We start from the raw sequence: 18,550 nt of genomic DNA on the forward strand, positions 1-18,550 counted from the left end.
CGAGTGGATACTATCAAGCAACTTGTCTACTTGTAAACTCGTCAACACGTTAACTTGCAAAAGCTACTTCTTCAGCCAGCGGTCGAGCCAATTAAAGAATGTACGCTGCCAGAGAACACTGTTTTGTGGTTTCAATACCCAGTGGTTCTCATCAGGATAGAGAAGTAACTCAGCTGGGATACCACGCAGACGAGCTGCATTGAAAGCACCCATTCCTTGATTAGCATTAATACGATAGTCTTTCTCGCCGTGGATACAAAGGATTGGAGTATCCCACTTATCAACATTCAAATGAGGACTGTTTGCGTAAGTACGCTTTGCAGCTTCGCTCTTGTCCTTATTCCAATATGCATCGTCATACTCCCAGTTGCTGAACCAAGCCTCCTCTGTATCTGTGTACATACTCTCAAGATTGAAAGCACCATCATGAGAGATGAAACACTTGAAGCGCTTGTTGTGAATACCAGCAAGATAATAAACAGAGAAGCCACCAAATGAAGCACCAACAGCACCTAAGCGGTCTTTGTCTACAAATGATAGATTGTTAGCTGCATCGTCAATCGCTGAAAGGTAGTCGTTCATACACTGACCAGTCCAATCGGTACTAACTTCCTCGTTCCATGCACTACCAAAGCCTGGCAAGCCACGACGGTTTGGTGCAATGATGACATAGCCATTGGCTGCCATAATCTGAAAGTTCCAACGATAGCTCCAGAACTGAGAAACAGGACTTTGTGGTCCGCCTTCACAGAAGAGCAATGTAGGGTACTTCTTATTTGGATCGAAGTGTGGAGGAGTAATTACCCATTCCATCATTTCCTTACCATCAGTTGTCTTTACCCAACGAGACTTTACATCACCCAAAGCTAACTGGTCATAGATGTGCTTATTCTCAAAGCTGAGCTGTGTCTGAACGCTTGCTTTCTCCTTCTTAGCAGGAGTTATAGCGAAGATTTCATTAGCTTGAGAGATGCTCTGACGGATAGCAAGCAACTTCTTATCACCAAGGAGTGAGATACTTACATAGTTATGATCGCCTTCTGTCAGCTGCTTTACTTCGCCCTTAAGATTCGTCTGATAGACGTTCACCGTTGCATGCCATACACCAATGAAATAAAGGTCCTTTGAATTAAGGCTCCATGTGTAGTCGTCTACATTTGAATCAAAGCTTTCAGCAACGTATGTCTTCTTGCCTGTTGCCAATTCATAGACACAGAGGCGGTTGCGATCACTCTCATAACCATCGTTCTTCATACTTTGCCATGCAATGTACTTGCCGTCAGGTGAGAACTTAGGGTTAACATCGTAACCTACATTCATATCGCCAGCCTGATGATTTACAGCCTGATTACGCATACTCTTTGTAGCATCAATCTTTGGCTCAACATAGTCGGCTGGCTTGCAGAGATTCTTTGTTTGGCGAGTCTCCACATTATATATATATATGTCGGCATCGGTAGAGATGGCATATTGTGTACCTTCCTTCTTACGGCAGGTATAAGCAATGAACTTAGAATCCTTGCTCCAATCAATCTGCTCAATACCACCAAATGGTGCCAACGGACTCTCGTAAGGTTCGCCTTCGAGTACATCAATACCTGCACCGATACCCTCAGGAGTAACATCTGCAACAAATGGATGTGCATTGGTTGTAACGTAATGGTCCCAGTGACGATAGTTCATATCGGTGATGACCATACCCGTAGCCTTTGGCAAGTCGCTTGGGTTCTGCTTAATAGTGCCATAGTAAGGGATGCTCTTGATGAGAACAACACGCTTACGGTCTGGAGAGAATCGGAAACCTTCGATGTCGATATCCGAGTGTGTCAACTGCTTACGGTTAGTACCGTCTGCATTCATTGTCCACAACTGTCCACCTGTAAGGAATGCCAAGGTGTTGTTGTCGACCCATGCTGCATCACCCTCACTCTTTGCAGAGGTAGTCAGCAGACGGTCGTTCTTACCATCGGCATCCATCACGCGTAGTACCTGGTGTCCTTTGTTTTCTTTGACACTGTAATAACCCACCTGATAGACAATCTTCTTGCCATCAGGTGAGGCTTGTGCAGCACCGATACGTCCCATAGCCCAAAGTGTCTCAGGAGTCATGAGGTCACTTGTCAGCGTAATGTTGCTACGTCCGATGTTCACATCCTGTGCTTGTGCAACGCTACCACTCATCATCAGAGCCGCAGTCATTGCCATGGTTAAGTTTTTGTTCATAGTTATAGACCTTTCTTTTTCTTATTTAGCTCATCTTGCTTGCGTCGAAGTTCTTCTTGCTGCTGCTTCTGTAACTCCTGTAAAGCCTGCATACGAGCGAAGAGTCCACTACCCATATTGTTCTTAGGGTTGTTCTTTCGCTCTTCACGACGTGCTTCAAGGATAGCCAGAAGTTTCTCCTCATTGGTTGTCTTGCGCAATGCCCACATGATAGCAGCTGAGAAGAAGAGAGATATAAAGTAATAGAAGTTCAAACCTGATGAATAGTCATTAAACATGAAGAAGAAGAACAATGGCATACCAAACATCATCCACTGCATCATCTTCATCTGATCAGCCTGCTGTCCAACCATCTGATCCTTCTGCTGCTGCATGGTAAACCATGTGTAAAGCAAGTTAGCACCACAGAAGAGAATACAAGTCAATGAGATATGATCACCAACGAGCCAAACGTCATGGCTCCATGAGAAGATTGGATCGAAAGTACTGAGGTCGTGCATCCAAAGGAAGCTCTGACCACGAAGCTGAATAGCATTCGGTACGAAGTTGAACATCGCAATCCAGATTGGCATCTGTATCAACATAGGAAGACAGCCTGACAAAGGACTCACTCCATACTCAGAATACTTCTGCATCATAGCTTGCTGTTTCTGCATCTGGTCTTCTGGCTTATTGAATTGCTTCGTTGCTTCATCCAACTTTGGCTTCAACACACGCATCTTAGCAGAGCTCATATAGCTCTTCTTCACCATTGGGAAGGTAATAAGCTTTAATAATAAGGTAATGAGAATCAATACAACTCCCATTGGGAACACCTTACTCAACCAATCGAATACATAAAGAGTAAACCAACGGTTGATAATGCGGAACAATGGCCAACCAAGATATACGAGGCGTTCCATGTCAAGTTCCTTTGCAAACTTACTCTCTGTTTCAACAGACTGAAGCAGACGGAAATCGTTAGGACCAAAGTAGAATTCGAACTCTGAAGGGCGCTTACCTGTTGGATCAAAGCCAGCCTTCATGTTAGCCTCATAGTGCTTGAGGTAATGAGAAGACTTCTCAAGTGGTGTACTCTTAAGCTTTGCACCTGTTGCAAAGTTATCCTTTGCAATCATCACAGCAGAGAAGAACTGGTTTTTGAAAGCTACCCAATCCATTGAGTCCTCTGTTGTCTCTTCCTTTTCAGAAGTCTCACTCAAGTAATCAGTACCCCCATCATGCTTCTTATAGGTAAGTGTTGCGTAGCGGTTCTCAAATGTGAAACCACGTTCCTGCTGCTTACAACGCTCCTGCCAGTTAATATCTATCTGGTTATAATTTGGAGCAAAGAGTCCACCCATACCCTCTGCCTGCAAAGACATATTGAGCAAATAGTCCTTACCAAGTGTATAGTTCAAGGTAAGTGTCTTACCCTCTCCTGCCACAGCAGTCAGCGTAACAGTAGAATCTGTCACATTTGAAGGAGTGAAGATAAGGTCTTTTGTCTCAATATTACTATTCTTTGCAGCCAACATAAAGTTAAGGCTCTGGTCGTCACCACTAAACAAAGTAACATTCTTCTGGTCCTGTGAACCATCCTTAACAGCTATATTATGACCGATATAGTTTTTGATAACAGCCTTCTTTACAACACCACCCTTGGTACTCAAAGTCAGCTCAACCTTACTATTTTTCAATATAATATCCTGCGCCTTGCCATTCAAAGCAGCATAAAATAGAGCTGTAGTATCAGTAGCCTGCGCAGCCTTCTGCTGTGCCTGCTTCTCAGCAGCAAGTTTCGCGGTCTGTGCTTTCTTAGCAGAAGCGATAGAATCCTTTACAAATTCAGCTCTCTGCTGTGCTACCTGTTCAGCTGATGGCTGCTGCCACCAAGCAAAACCAAAGAGAATCAGGGCGATAAGTACAAACCCTGTGATAGTTCTTTTATCCATTTATTTGTTTTTCTGATTTTCAATTGAAGTCTTTACGAAGTCGAGGAAGAGCGGATGTGGACCGAGTACAGTTGACTGATACTCTGGGTGGAACTGTGTTCCAATATACCACTTCAAGCCTGGTATCTCAACGATTTCAACCAAGTCGCTCTCTGGGTTGCGACCAACACACATCATACCATGCTTCTCAAACTCCTTTTCATAGTCGTTATTGAACTCATAACGATGACGATGGCGTTCCTGTATATGCTCTTGCTTATAGATATTAAAGGTATGTGAACCCTGACGCAGTACGCACTCATAGGCTCCAAGGCGCATCGTACCACCCATATTGGTGATATTCTTCTGCTCCTCCATAATATCAATCACATTGTGTGTAGTCTTCTCATCAATCTCTCGTGAGTTAGCATCCTTATACCCAAGGACATTACGAGCAAACTCAATCACCATCATCTGCATACCAAGACAGATACCGAAGGTTGGGATATCGTGTGTACGTGTATAGTGAGCAGCAACAATCTTACCCTCAATACCACGCTGACCAAAGCCCGGACAAATCACAATACCATCCTGTCCCTTAAGTTTCTCAGCTACATTCTCCTCTGTCAGTTCCTCAGAATTGATAAAGGTAATAACCGTTTTACGGTCATTATAGGTTCCAGCCTGCAACAAGCCTTCACGAATACTCTTATAAGCATCCTGCAAGTCATATTTACCAACAAGTCCAATGTGTACTTCCTTAGTTGCTTTACGCTGACGATCAAGGAACTCCTTCCAAGGACCGAGTGCAGGCTTAGGACCAACTTCCTCACCGCACTTACGCAGAATAGCAGCATCCAAGCCCTGCTCAAGCATATTCACAGGAACATCATAGATACTTGGGAGGTCCTCACTCTGTACAACGCAGTCGAAATCAACATTACAGAAAGCAGCAACCTTCTTACGGATATCATCATCAAGATGCTTTTCTGTACGCATCACGAGCACATCTGGCTGAATACCTACACTCTGCAATTCCTTTACGCTGTGCTGAGTTGGCTTTGTCTTCAACTCACCTGCAGCCTTAAGATAAGGAACATATGTCAAGTGAAGGTTGATGGCACGCTTACCCAATTCCCACTTCAACTGGCGAATAGCCTCAAGGAATGGAGCTGACTCAATGTCGCCAATAGTACCACCAATCTCAGTAATCACAAAGTCATAGTGATACTTCTGCCCCAAAAGCTTAATATTACGTTTGATTTCGTCCGTAATATGAGGAACAACCTGAATAGTCTTACCCAAGTAGTCGCCACGACGCTCCTTGTCAATAACGCTCTTATAGATACGTCCCGTAGTCATAGAGTTGGCTTTTGTGGTCTTAATACCTGTGAAGCGCTCATAGTGACCGAGGTCGAGGTCGGTCTCCATACCATCCTCTGTTACGTAGCACTCACCATGCTCGTAAGGATTCAGCGTACCTGGGTCAATGTTGATGTACGGATCAAATTTCTGAATGGTAATGTTGTAACCTCTTGCTTGAAGAAGCTTACCGATTGATGACGAGATAATTCCTTTACCAAGTGAAGAAACTACGCCGCCCGTAACGAAAATGTACTTTGTTTCAGCCACGATGTATGTATGTTTAATTATTATCTTCTAAAACGAAAATCGTTGGTTCTAAACTAAAATGCAAAGATACTAATTTTCCATGAATTAGGCGGGATATAAAGATAAAAAAAACATAGTATATTTCATTTAATTGCCACAAGACCTATGAACAGTGCTATCATCTATGATTACAATGAGATTTTATCTACCTTATGGCAGATTTTATTATTACAAAACTAAGAGACATTTTAATAAAATATTTTGCAATAAAACACCCCTTTCACAAGACTAAATCTTATATTTCAAACAGTTACTATTACATAAGAAAACTACAATTTAGCAATAACGAACTAAGAAGAATATCACAAGAGAAGACTACTCTAAAACTTTAAAGAAACTTAAAATCCTCTTTACTGCCGCATTATTGTAAAACTAAAGTTCTATTTTTGCAAACCAATTTGAGGCTAACATATAGACGATATACGTTAGGATTCACAAGGAAAGATGCTCGAGTGGTTGAAGAGGCACGCCTGGAAAGCGTGTATACCCCTAAAGGGTATCGGGGGTTCGAATCCCCCTCTTTCCGCAAGAAAGGTGTAAACCAATGGATTACGTGGCTTGCACCTTTTTCTTTTCTGACAACTTAATATAGAAAGGGAAACATTCTAATAACCACAACTACACATCCTTACACAAAACACGTATTTTCCAATTCATTGCTTGTTATACGGCTTTATTTTCCTAACTTTGCAGAAAGTAAGATTAGGAAACGGATATTGTATCTACGTAATAACATCCAAATTTAACGAAAGAAATGATAGAACTCGATACTACCAATATGTGTTCACACCTGCAGAAGAAGCTCTTTAACGAAGAAGGTGTCTACTATCCTATATGGCAGGCGATGCAGAATGATGATGAGATAACAGCTGTGATTCGTTCACGACAGTTGCATATCTACCGCAATGGTAAAAAAGTTTTGGTGCTTCCCGGCAAGGCTGCACCGAAGATTATTCGCGAAGATAGCCTCAACGAACTCTTACCTAAGGACTTACTGAAATGAAAAAAGCAATCGTCGTAGGCGCCAGCAGCGGTATCGGACATGAAGTAGCACGACTGCTCATCGCAGAGGGATGGGCGGTTGGTGTGGCTGCTCGTCGTATAGACAAGTTGACAGACTTGCAAGCTATGGCACCAGAGCGGGTCTACACAGTCCAAATTGATGTAACTAACGAAGATGCAGAGACTTCCTTACTGCAACTTATAGAACGTATGAACGGCATCGACCTCTATTTTCATGCCGCAGGAATCGGTTGGCAAAACCCAAGTCTTAATGCTGACATAGAACTCAAAACAATGGAAACCAACGCTGTTGGATTCACCCGAATGATTGGCTGTGCCTATCGCTATTTTGCCAATAAGGGAGGTGGACACATCGCTTGTATCACTTCTATCGCAGGAACAAAAGGGCTCGGACCGGCTCCTGCTTATAGTGCAACAAAGGCGATGCAGAACACCTATCTACAAGCGTTGGAACAACTCGCAGCTTGTAAACATCATAACATCCACTTCACAGATATTCGTCCCGGCTTTGTCGACACTCCCCTACTCGCTGGTACCTCTCACCTCCCGATGCTGATGACCACAAAAAAGGTGGCACGCAGTATTATAAAGGCTATTAACAGCCGACGACACATCTGCGTCATCGATAGCCGTTGGTGCGTACTCACCTACTTATGGCGACATATCCCTAACTGGATATGGAGGCGAATGAAGCTATGTTAACCTCTTTTTCATACAAAGAAAACAAACAAGATTTCCACAACAACATAAACAAACACTAATTTCTTTCCTCATAAAATAAACTTTCAGGGTTTTCAATCATCTAAGCATATAAGTCTTAAAACTGTCCATAACGAAAGGGAAGGAAAAGGATAAGTAAAAAAGGAAACAACAGATAAACAAGTAACAAAACAATAATTATTTAGGATATGAGAAAATTCTGTTTAAAGATTCACCGTTGGTTTGCTTTACCATTAGGCGTAATAATGGCTATTTTGTGCTTCAGCGGTCTGGCAATACTGCTAATAAAAGACCTTGCACCCCTCTTTGACATGAATGCCAAAGAGATGCCAATCTATACAATAGTAGTACGACTGCACCGTTGGCTCTTTATGAAACCTGAGAATGCACATGAGGGTGGACAGTCACTTGGACGCATCCTTACAGCCGTGTCAGCAATCTGTATGTCAATCGTATTGTTATCGGGTGTTGTCATCTGGTGGCCAAAGACCAAGAAGGCGTTGAAAAGTCGTTTGACCGTCAGCACTAACAAGGGTTTCCGTCGCTTTGTTTACGACTCTCACGTGTCATTAGGTATCTATGTCTTTATCTTCCTTTTCCTCATGGCACTCACTGGTCCTGTCTTCTCTTTCGGCTGGTACAGAGCGGGAATGTCTAAACTCTTCGGTCAGCCTATGCCACCAAAGGAAATGAAGATGCAACAGCCTAAAGATGGAATGAAGCAGGGCGGAACAAACGACAAAGCTTTTGCACCTACGGACGCAAGTCAGATGAAAGGACAACCACAAGCACACAAGGAGGGAGCAAAAGATATGAAAGGCGATCAGCATGGTAAGAAGCCAAAGGGTGGAAAGCTCTTTAAGCAGTTACACACAGGAACATGGGGCGGATGGTTCTCACGCGTTCTCTATGCTATCGCAGCCCTTATCGGTGGTTTCCTCCCTATTAGTGGTTACTATCTGTGGTGGAAGAGAAGAAGTGCTAAGAAGAAAAAAGCATAAAACATAATCATCATATATCACAAGTCCATTGATTGTATTCGGTTGATTAACCTACAGAATACCATCAATGGGCTTTTACATTTATCCTTCAACGAAGCACTTACCTAAATGTACTGACAAACTCCCAACTACATTCATCCACTCACAGAGGATTAAACAACCAATATTATGTAAAGATTATTCAAACTACTAAAAAACAACTAACGCCCAATTAGACTCGAATTAAGCCTTAATTGGCTTTCAAAAGATGCCCTTTTGAGGTCTAACTAACGCCCTTTAAGAGTCTAAAAGATGCCCTTTTCAAATCGTATTTGTAAGAGTCTGATTATCTGACCGTTACAAAGCCCCATTTTTAGAGCGGTTTTCTATAAACAAAAGGCTTACAGAAAGCGTATTCTGTAATTATTTTTCACAGTCCACAAACCCAATAAACCATAACTAATAATCAAAATTATGTAATCTTTATTAGGGATAAGAAAACCTAATCACACAAAAAATAAACAATAAATTACTTATAAATGAGTATTGCCACCTTAACAAGAAGCCAGTACCTTTGCACTCGAAAAATTTTACAGACCATAATAACAATAATGATGTTATATAGAATATTAAATAAGGTGATAAGTCTGGTGGAAGACTTGACTTGCCGAAAAGTAAATCAGAAATACGTGTTAAAAGAACATATTTGTATTTATTTACATGCGTGTATAAGATGAGAAATAAATAACAAATGATTAGTTTATTTTAACCAAATCGACTTGCTTTTGTTCTTATCAAATAATATATTTGCGACAGATAATCTAATTTGGCGCGAATAAGATAAATACCATCATTTAAAGCTTTTACTCATTTTTAAATACCAGACAAAGAGATTTTTCTCTTTTAAAAAAGTCTAATCAATATTATATTTTATCTAATAAAACCCTTGAAGAGTATGGAATTAAAAAAGACACTCTACTCCCTAATGTTAGGTGGCATTCTTCTTTGCTTGTTCTCATGTGCAAAGGAAGACGAATTTGAAATGCCAACACTGGTGCTTTCTGAAAACAGTATTGCCTTTGATAAAGGCGTAAGTGAAAGAAACATTAGTGTAACAACAAATCAAAACAGCTGGATTGCATCGTCTCCACAGGAAGGCGACTGGCTCTCGCTGGTTCAGGACGGTAACGTACTGAAGGTGAAGGTAACTGAAAACAAGATTGGAACAGAGCGCACAAGCTACGTACTCGTTAATGCCAACGGCGCATCTGGTAAGATTGCTGTGACTCAGAGCGCAGCTGACGTAACGCTTGACGTGGTTCCAAATGCTATCTATCTGCCACAGACAGGTGGTGAGAAGACGATTGACATTACGACGAATTCGTCTGTCTATGACGTAACAACCAGCGAAGAAGTTAGTTGGTTAAAGATTGTCAAGTCGGAGGAAGAAATCAAACTGATAGCTGAGCGTAACGATACCTATCAGAAGCGTGAGGTGAAACTTTACGCCAAGAGCGGTAGTGTTATCCGCGAGATTGTTGTTTCTCAGTCGGGTATTCAACGCTACCTCCTCCCTATTCATCCAGGTGTACCACAGGACGAGCATAAGATTATGGACTTTGAGTTGGGTCGTGGTAGCTACTTGCGCGAGTATCAAGCAGCTATGCCAGCTTACGGCCTTGAGGAGACTTACACCTTTATCACTGCTTCGCCTATCTTTACTTTGATTCAGTATTGTAGCACTGATGGTATTAATCCGTCACAGATTATCATGATTGGCGATGGTAGAAAGGCTATTGATGCCGTGAAGGACAAGGCTTTCGATAAGTTCTTGACTGACAATGGCTATGTGCGCAGCAACTCTCAGTCTGACAGAGAATATACCAATGACAAGGATTTACTCTCTTTGAAGGTTTATATATCAGAAAAGGAGAATAACGAAGGAGTTAACCTCACTTTCACACCTATTATGAAACAGAATGGCGAATACAAGACTTTCAGCAAGTTACCATTCTATCCTCTTGAGCTTCTGCAGAAAGACAACGTGAAGTTGGCACAGATTGAACAATACGAGCAGAAGGCTGGTAGTACAGAAGAAGAGCGTAGCCTCAACGAACATAAGAATACTGAGGTTTCACAGATTCAATATAAACTGAAGGCAAGTACAGACCCTTCTGCAGCCTACGGACGTATTCACATCTTCTACACAACGGATAAGGATGGTGATGCACCAGACAATTTGGGTAGTGTTCAGATTGGTGCATTACTCTTCAAAGACACCAACCTCGGTGTATGGAAGTATGGTACTAAATGGGTTGCAACCAAAGAAATCAAGAAGGTATTGGGTGATGAGGGCTTCTCTTTCCTCCGCACATCAGGCAACAACCACTTCTTTGTACGTGAAAGCGACCACTTGGTTATTGATGTTACCTGCGTGTTAGACAACGCTATGCCAGTACTCGCATTGCTTTACAGCTACGATCCATCCGTATCGGGTGCAAGTAGTAAAGCCATAAAGACACAGGCTAAGATGATTAGAAACTTCGCTGCTGCCAAGAAGGCTTTGAAGTTCTAAGCAAATTGTTATACCTTATTTAAATAATTACATGATATGCGTATAATCAATATACATAAGCTGCTGCAGTTCTCTCTGCTATACCTATTATTAGGTATAGCGGTTGGATGCGCTGAGAATGACAGCTTTGACCAGCCCTATCTGAATGTTTCAGAGAAGGAGATTTCTTTCTCTAATCAGATTGGTGAGAAGACAATTACCGTAAACACGAACTGTAAGGAGTGGATGGCTACTACACCGAAGGCGTGGGTACACCTTTCACAAAGTGGAAACGAGATTGCTGTACACGTTGATCCTAATACAACAGGAATGGAGAGAAGTAGCTATATCCTTGTTGATGGTGGATTGGCAGTGCAGAAAATCATGGTAAGTCAGAGTGCTGCTGACATCACATTAAACTTAAACAATGGTGAGGTAATTCTGCCACAAGCAGGTGGTACGACAACTGTCGACTTGAAGATGGATGCTACTTCCTATGACCTTACACAGAGTGAGCAGCCAGAGTGGATGCAGGTTATCAAGAAAAAGCATGGTTTGAAGTTTATTTCTAAGCCTAATTATAGCACTACGGAAAGAACCACAAAACTGACAATAGCCTTTGCAGGAAAGAATCATGAGGTGGTTGTTAAGCAGCCGGGCGTAGCTACTTTTATCTTGGCTTGTAACCCAGGTAATCCTTATAGCTTGCATAAGATGATGGACTATGAGTATCGCCGTGGTAGTTTCTTGACGGAATACGGCGGCCCTGACGAGGTAAACGGCATCTTTGAAGAGAGTTACTTCTTCAAGACTCCATCGCCTTTGTTCAAAGATGTGGTTTATGTACACGACACAAAGCACTCTGTTCCAACGCGTATCTACACACGTTCACTGACAAGAGAGGGTGTGAACGCTGTTAAGTCGCAGGCTTTCCAAGAGTTTATGAGAGCCAATGGATATACAAGGGACGAGAAAGATACGAATCATTACGTCAATATAAAGGAAGCTTTCACGATGGATGTAGACATTAGAGAGGAGAATAATAGCGTTGTGTTATTCTTCTATCAGATGCACACACAAGACCGTAGCTACCCTACCTTTAGTAGTCTTGACCTTGGTCCTGTTGACCTTTTGAACAAAACTGACAAGAAGATAAGTGATGTCGAAGCTTATGAGACAGGTAAGAACAGTGAGGAAATGAAGCGACAAATGTCTAAGAGTAATGAGGTTGAAGCTATTCTCTACAAGACAAATGATCCTACATTGATTGCTCGTACTTACTTCTTCTATCTTCATAATGATGCCGCTGTACCACAAGAGAAGGCTGGAAGCGTTGAGCAATACAGTTTATTCTACAGCCAACCAAACTTAGGAATATGGCAGTATGGTAATGAATGGTTCGTAACCCATGAGTTCGACAAACTGCTTACTGCAAACAACTTTGAGTTCGTTGGCTACAATGGTAAGCATCATGTCTATGCGCGTCGTTCTGACTATCTGACCTTAGCAATCTCAGGTGGAGAATATGCTGACGTCAACAACGGTAAGGCAGTCATGCAAATTACTGTTCTATACAAGCCAACTGTCTTTGCAGGAAGTAAAGAACAGCGGTTGGCTAAGGTAGAACGTATGCTCAAACAATACAATCCAAAGAAATAAAATAAAGGAACATTGATGAGAAAATCGATTATATATCTATGTGCGTGTGCGCTCTCTGGCATGATGGTTACTACCTCATGCCAGGATAACTTGGACTCGGATGCGGGCGTTTCCAACACACGCTCTGTCAATATTGACAAAGACCTTTTTGCCATAAAAGGCTGTATTAACGTGAAGTTGGCAAAGGGTACAAACCAAGCTATACCTACAACGCGTAGTGGTAGTGTGGAAATGCAGAGCGTCCCATCGGCTATGACTTCTGCAATGCAGTATTCTGGGGCTTATAAAATGGAAAGAGTCTTTAAGCCAGCAGGTATCTATGAAGCACGAACCGTAGCTGAAGGACTCGACCGTTGGTACACAATCTATTTTGATAAGAGCAAAGATGTGGCTGCTGTCTTAGACCAATTCAAGAAGGCTGAGGGTGTTGAATGTGCAGAACAAGTACTACCAATGGCAAGACCAACGGTTAAGATGACTCCTTACAGCCCTTCTGGTGCAAGTATGCAGGCTACAGCAAGTACTTTTGATGACCCTCTCTTGGCTAAACAGTGGCATTACTACAATGACGGTTCAGTAAATGCACGTGCGAAGAAGGGTGCTGACTGTAATGTTAAACCTGTTTGGGAAAAGTACACAACAGGTAAGAAAAACGTTATTGTTGCCGTTGTTGATGGTGGTATTGATATCACTCACGAGGACTTGAAAGACAATCTTTATGTCAACGAAAAGGAGAAGAACGGTCAACCGAACGTCGATGATGACGGCAATGGCTTTGTTGATGACATCTATGGTTACAACTTTGTGACTGCTAAAGACGTCGTTGGCGGTACTATCGAACCCGATGATGGCGGACACGGAACCCACGTTGCGGGTACTGTCGCTGCACGCAATAATAATGGAAAGGGTGTGGCTGGTATCGCAGGTGGCGATGGTTCGCCAGATAGTGGTGTACGCTTGTTGAGCTGTCAGATATTTAGAAACAAAGACGAGCAGGGCGATGCGGCTGCTGCCATTAAGTATGCAGCTGACAACGGGGCTGTTATCTGTCAGAACTCATGGGGATATTCCTCTACTGCAGGTGTCACCTCTATGCCTCAGTTGCTGAAAGAAGCAGTGGACTACTTCATCAAGATGGCTGGTTGTGATGCTAACGGCAACCAACGTCCAGACTCTCCAATGAAGGGTGGTGTGGTAATGTTCGCTGCTGGTAATGAGAACAAAGAGTTCTCTGCTTACCCTGCTTGCTATGCTCCGACGGTTTCTGTCGCTGCAATGGCATGGGACTTCAGTAAGGCAAGTTATAGTAATTACGCTAAATGGGTGACCATTACGGCTCCTGGTGGTGATCAAGACCGCTTCGGAACAGAGGCTGGCGTATTGAGTACTGTACCAAAGAAGAAGGTTGCATCTGGTTATGCTTACTTCCAAGGAACATCAATGGCATGCCCACACGTGTCAGGTATCGCAGCACTCATCGCCTCTTACTTCGGTCGTCAGGGCTTTACAAATGAAGAATTGAAGTCACGTTTGATTACAGCTTATCGCCCTTATAACATCGATGAGCAAAACCCAACCTACAAAGGTAAGTTAGGTAAGGGTTATATTGATGCCGAAGCAGCCTTCGAAACTGATACAAAGATTGCCCCAGAGAAGGTGGGTACACTCACGCTCAAGCCTGATTTCGTGGACATCAATGCGGAGTGGAGCATCGCCAAGGACGAGGATAAGACTGCAGCCTTCTATCGACTCTACATTGCTCAGGGTGAATTGACAGCCGATAAACTCAAGGATATGACCTACAGAGAAATCAATGGCATGGGTCATAGCTTGGGTGAGACACTTAAGTATGACTTTGATGACTTGAAAGACAACACCACCTATAGTGTTGCAGTGGTAGCAGTAGACCGTTGGGGCAACCTTTCTGAGCCAATGATTCAGAAATGTACGACCCGACTCAACCATGCTCCAGAGGCGACAAACTTCCCAACAGAGGCAATAGAGGTCATGGAGAACGATCGTAAATCATTCTCTTTCAACGTTGCTGACCCTGATGGTCACAACTGGGACATCAAGGCTACGGGTGAGACAAAGGGCGTTTCTTACACTGTGAAGGGCAATACTGTGACCGTCAACCTCGTTCCTGTGCTCGAAGCTGGTAGTTACAACTGCACCTTTATACTCTCAGATGACTTAGGAGCAAAGGCAGAGAAGAGTTTTACATTTAAGATTGTAAAGTACATCCCACCACAGCTAACAAAGCCTTTCGAGAACTATATCATTGGATTGGACGAAGGAGTTGTAACTATTCCATTGACAGGTCATTACACACATAGTGGCAATACTCAGCTTACTTACAAAGCCACAGCTGCCAATGGTAGTATTGCTACAGCTACTATCAGCAATGACAACCTTCAGTTGAAGGGAATGGCAAAGGGTGTTACACGTATCAGCATCGCTGCTACAGACGGTCGTGAGACATCTTCTGACGGTTCTTTCCAAGTACGAGTTGTTGAAAAGAAGTCGGCTCCTGTCTATGCCGTCTACCCTATTCCAGTACAGAGAGACATCCATACCCTACTCAATCCAGAGGTGAAACAGGCTGAACTCGTCATCAGTTCTACTGTGGGTGAGCGTCTGATGAAGGCTACTGTGACTCCAGATAAGAACAACGTAGCCACACTTGACCTTTCTAAACTGAATCCTGGAACGTATAAGCTGACCGTATATACCAGTAAGGGCAACCATACCCAGATGTTCATTAAACGATAAACACAACAAGTATGAATACAAAACATATCATTCTCATGGCTTGCGCAGCACTTCTCGGTGCTACGCAGGCTAATGCTCAGGGACAAGATCTCTCGATATTAACAGCAAATACCGATGCCCGAACAGCCGCTATGGGTAATGCTTCGGCTGCTGCTGAGGGCATGTATCTATACAATAATCCTGCTGCTTTCTTCGCAACTGATAAGAAGTTCACCGCAGATGCTTCTGCCTCTCTCTTTGAAAAGGCAGAGGGTGCCGATGGAACCTTCGGTATTTACGCGCTTTCTGCTGGCTATAAATTGGCTAAGCGTCATGCTGTCTTTGTTGGTTTCCGCTATGCTGGAGGACTAAGTCTAAAGGGTTCCGACCTCTTGGGCAATCCAACCAAGGACTATAAGCCTTATAACTGGACCCTCGACTTGGGTTATACCTATTTCTTAGGTAAGGGATTCGCTACCTATGCAACAGGAAGTCTTATCTATAGTCACCTCTCTAAGAATGCTACAGGTGCTGTTTTCAGCGTGGGCGGAGCCTATCAAAACAACGAGTTGACCCTTGCCAACAAACCTGCCAACCTCATGCTCGATGCGAAGGTGGGTGCCATTGGTCCTCAACTCGACTATGGTAACAAGCACAAGACGACGCTCCCAACCTATCTTGCCGTAGGTGGTGCGCTGTCTGTAGAGGTAGCCGAGAAGCATCAAGTTGCTGCAGCCTTGTCTTCTCGTTACTTCTTCCAACCTTCAGAAGCCAAACTCTTTATGCTTGGTGGCGGACTTGAATACACCTATAATAAGATGGTATCAGTGCGTGCAGGCTATGAGTATGGTGACCACGACCTCAGCCATGTCACTATGGGTGCAGGCTTCAAGTACCATGGCTTACGTCTGAACGGAGCTTACAACCTGAAGACAGCAGACACAGGAAGTAGCTACTGTACCATAGGTATTGGCTATGATTTCTAAAACAAGGACAAACAAAACAATTCATTTAATCAAAAGTAACAGTTATGAAAAGAACTTTATTCTCAATTTGTGCATTAGTACTGAGCCTTACAGCTTCCGCTCAGATAATAAAAGACACACCTAAAGGTAAGCTGATTGAAAACCTGTATCGCTCAAGCAAGTCTTGGGTTAAGAAGGGTTGGACAGGTGTTCAGCCAGGTAGATATGAAGGCTTGGTATCTAAGATTGTTATCGGCGAAGATGGCTGTATTTACATTTACAATCCACTATCAGGACTCGACAGCAAGTCATGGTTGAAGCTTGAGAGACAACCTGATGGTAAGTATAGAGCAAAGCTACCACAGGATATCCTTACAGACGACTACGGTGGGGACGATGATGAGGAGGAAAGTAGCGAGCGCACAATCTCTCTTACTCGTTTGGTTTCTTCTGATGATGGAAAGAATTACGAGCCTATTGGTGCAAATAACTACGTAGATTTCACAGTGGAAGGAAGAACACTCAAGATGTCTGGTATGGGTCAGAAAAAGCAAATATGGGGTGCTTCCTTTAATAATAAGTGGGAAAGAAACTATGGTGGCGACTGGGCTCTGACGATTGAACCACTTAAAGAGCAGCTTATTACACCACCAGCTACAGCTACAAAGAGCCAGTACACCGTTACTTCTAAGTCTGATCCTTCACCACGTATTGTTGAAGTAATGACCAATAATAACGATATCTATGTCAAGGGCTTGTTCAAGGCTGAGAAACTTGCAAACGTTTGGGTGAAACTTACCAAGCAAGGCGACAAGGCTGTCATGCCTACTAATCAGTATTTGGGTATTACTAAGAAGACAGACTTTAAGAAATACGATAGCGATAAGTCGGAATATCACACCTTTGCCGCAGCTTTCGAGAGTGAGACCAAGGCTGCAGAGAACCTTGAGTTCAGCATTGATGCAACTGGTAAACTGACTGCTTCTAAGATTCTTAGAACTTCTTTAGGTAGAGCAAGTAATGATAACATTACTGGTGAAGACTATATAGAGAGCTATGAGGGTCTTACCTTGACTCCTTACGTTCAGAAGGAGGTTGGAGCCCCAGCGACACCAGAATACTTCTATTTAACATCTACTCCAAACTACGACAACACGTCTAATGAGATTAAGTTAGCATTCTATGTAAAGAACGCAGATATTAATGGCAACGTTCTCGACCCAGAGAAGATGTACTACAATGTCTATATTAATGGCAGTACAGAACCTTTCAAGTTCAAGAAGAGTGCAAGTCAATACAATGACATGCATGAGGAAGAAATGACTAATATTCCTTTCAACTACAAGGACAAGAGAAATTATGACTTCAAGGTTATCGATAACCTACGTATTCTTCATTTCTATGACAGTTCTATCACACGCCTCAAGGTCGTAATGGTTTATGAGTCTGACGGCAAGAAGTATTCAAGCGAACCAATGGTTGCCTCACTTACTACCGATGGTATCGAGAGTGCAAACTTCAACAAGACTACAACAGAAAAGTATTACACCGTTGATGGTCGACAGATTCAGAAGCTACAGAAGGGTCTTAACATCATCAAGTCTTCTGATGGTACTACACGTAAGGTGGTTGTCAAGTAAACAAGTTGACGAGTAAACAAGTTGCTTGTATAGTTGGCAAGTGAACGAGTTGACGAGTAAACAAGTTGCTTGTGTAGTTGACAAGTGAACAGGTTTACAAGATAATTGTATAGTTGGCAAGTGAACGAGAAAATAGTTATATCTATTATAACTAACAACTCGCTTACTTGCCAACTTTTGTATTTGAGAAAGACTGATATAATTCAGAATTCATAATTATGATTACTGCTTTAATTCAGAATTCATAATTCATAATCCATAATTATGATTACTGCTCTAATTCAGAATTCATAATTCAAAATCCATAATTATGATTACTAATATAATTCAGAATTCAGAATTCAAAATCCATAATTATGATTACTGCTTTAATTCATAATTCATAATCCATAATCCATAATTATGATTACCGACAAAGATAAAGTTTAAAGCTCAATATTCAAATCATAAA

11 protein-coding genes and 1 tRNA gene are annotated in these 18,550 nt (G+C 42.5%); 9 read left to right on the forward strand and 3 right to left on the reverse strand.

What is annotated here, in order from left to right; all coding sequences use genetic code 11:
* Window positions 1-63: 63 nt before the first annotated feature.
* The 3 genes from HMPREF0659_RS10025 to HMPREF0659_RS10035 are packed head-to-tail and all read right to left on the reverse strand — an operon-like array spanning window position 64 to window position 5,768.
* Complete coding sequence (locus HMPREF0659_RS10025; protein ID WP_044046076.1) at window positions 64-2,223, reverse strand: S9 family peptidase; 2,160 nt, start codon at window positions 2,221-2,223, stop codon at window positions 64-66.
* A gap of 2 nt (window positions 2,224-2,225) precedes the next feature.
* A complete protein-coding gene (yidC, locus tag HMPREF0659_RS10030; protein WP_013265155.1) occupies window positions 2,226-4,157 on the reverse strand; it encodes a membrane protein insertase YidC in 1,932 nt (643 codons plus the stop codon).
* The gene (locus HMPREF0659_RS10035) at window positions 4,158-5,768 is read right to left on the reverse strand and encodes a CTP synthase (protein WP_013265730.1); all 1,611 of its coding nucleotides are present in this window, start codon (window positions 5,766-5,768) and stop codon (window positions 4,158-4,160) included.
* 477 nt (window positions 5,769-6,245) lie between these two features.
* Between HMPREF0659_RS10035 and HMPREF0659_RS10040 the strand changes: the two genes are divergently transcribed.
* From HMPREF0659_RS10040 to HMPREF0659_RS10080, 9 genes are all read left to right on the forward strand, one after another.
* Window positions 6,246-6,333 (forward strand) — tRNA-Ser (locus HMPREF0659_RS10040).
* Between the two features lie 228 nt (window positions 6,334-6,561).
* Window positions 6,562-6,810, forward strand: a complete 249-nt coding sequence (locus tag HMPREF0659_RS10045; protein ID WP_013265352.1) for a hypothetical protein — start codon at window positions 6,562-6,564, stop codon at window positions 6,808-6,810.
* Entirely contained in the window at window positions 6,807-7,532 is a 726-nt protein-coding gene (locus tag HMPREF0659_RS10050) for an SDR family NAD(P)-dependent oxidoreductase (protein ID WP_013265441.1), read from the forward strand. The genes HMPREF0659_RS10045 and HMPREF0659_RS10050 overlap by 4 nt, the downstream gene beginning before the upstream one ends.
* A 206-nt stretch (window positions 7,533-7,738) precedes the next feature.
* Window positions 7,739-8,551, forward strand: coding sequence for a PepSY-associated TM helix domain-containing protein (locus HMPREF0659_RS10055; RefSeq protein WP_013265714.1), 813 nt, complete (start codon window positions 7,739-7,741; stop codon window positions 8,549-8,551).
* Window positions 8,552-9,485: 934 nt separating this feature from the next.
* Window positions 9,486-11,105, forward strand: coding sequence for a BACON domain-containing protein (locus HMPREF0659_RS10060; RefSeq protein WP_013265545.1), 1,620 nt, complete (start codon window positions 9,486-9,488; stop codon window positions 11,103-11,105).
* Window positions 11,106-11,141: 36 nt separating this feature from the next.
* Complete coding sequence (locus HMPREF0659_RS10065) at window positions 11,142-12,743, forward strand: BACON domain-containing protein (protein WP_013265519.1); 1,602 nt, start codon at window positions 11,142-11,144, stop codon at window positions 12,741-12,743.
* A 15-nt stretch (window positions 12,744-12,758) separates the two neighbouring features.
* A complete protein-coding gene (locus tag HMPREF0659_RS10070; RefSeq protein WP_013265837.1) occupies window positions 12,759-15,515 on the forward strand; it encodes a S8 family serine peptidase in 2,757 nt (918 codons plus the stop codon).
* 11 nt (window positions 15,516-15,526) lie between these two features.
* Window positions 15,527-16,480 (forward strand): PorV/PorQ family protein, encoded by a 954-nt coding sequence (locus HMPREF0659_RS10075; RefSeq protein WP_044046077.1) that lies wholly within the window; start codon window positions 15,527-15,529, stop codon window positions 16,478-16,480.
* Window positions 16,481-16,524: 44 nt separating this feature from the next.
* Complete coding sequence (locus tag HMPREF0659_RS10080) at window positions 16,525-18,099, forward strand: hypothetical protein (RefSeq protein WP_013265887.1); 1,575 nt, start codon at window positions 16,525-16,527, stop codon at window positions 18,097-18,099.
* The last annotated feature ends 451 nt before the right edge of the window (window positions 18,100-18,550 follow it).

Source organism: Prevotella melaninogenica ATCC 25845 (genome assembly GCF_000144405.1).
Taxonomy (GTDB): Bacteria; Bacteroidota; Bacteroidia; order Bacteroidales; family Bacteroidaceae; genus Prevotella; species Prevotella melaninogenica.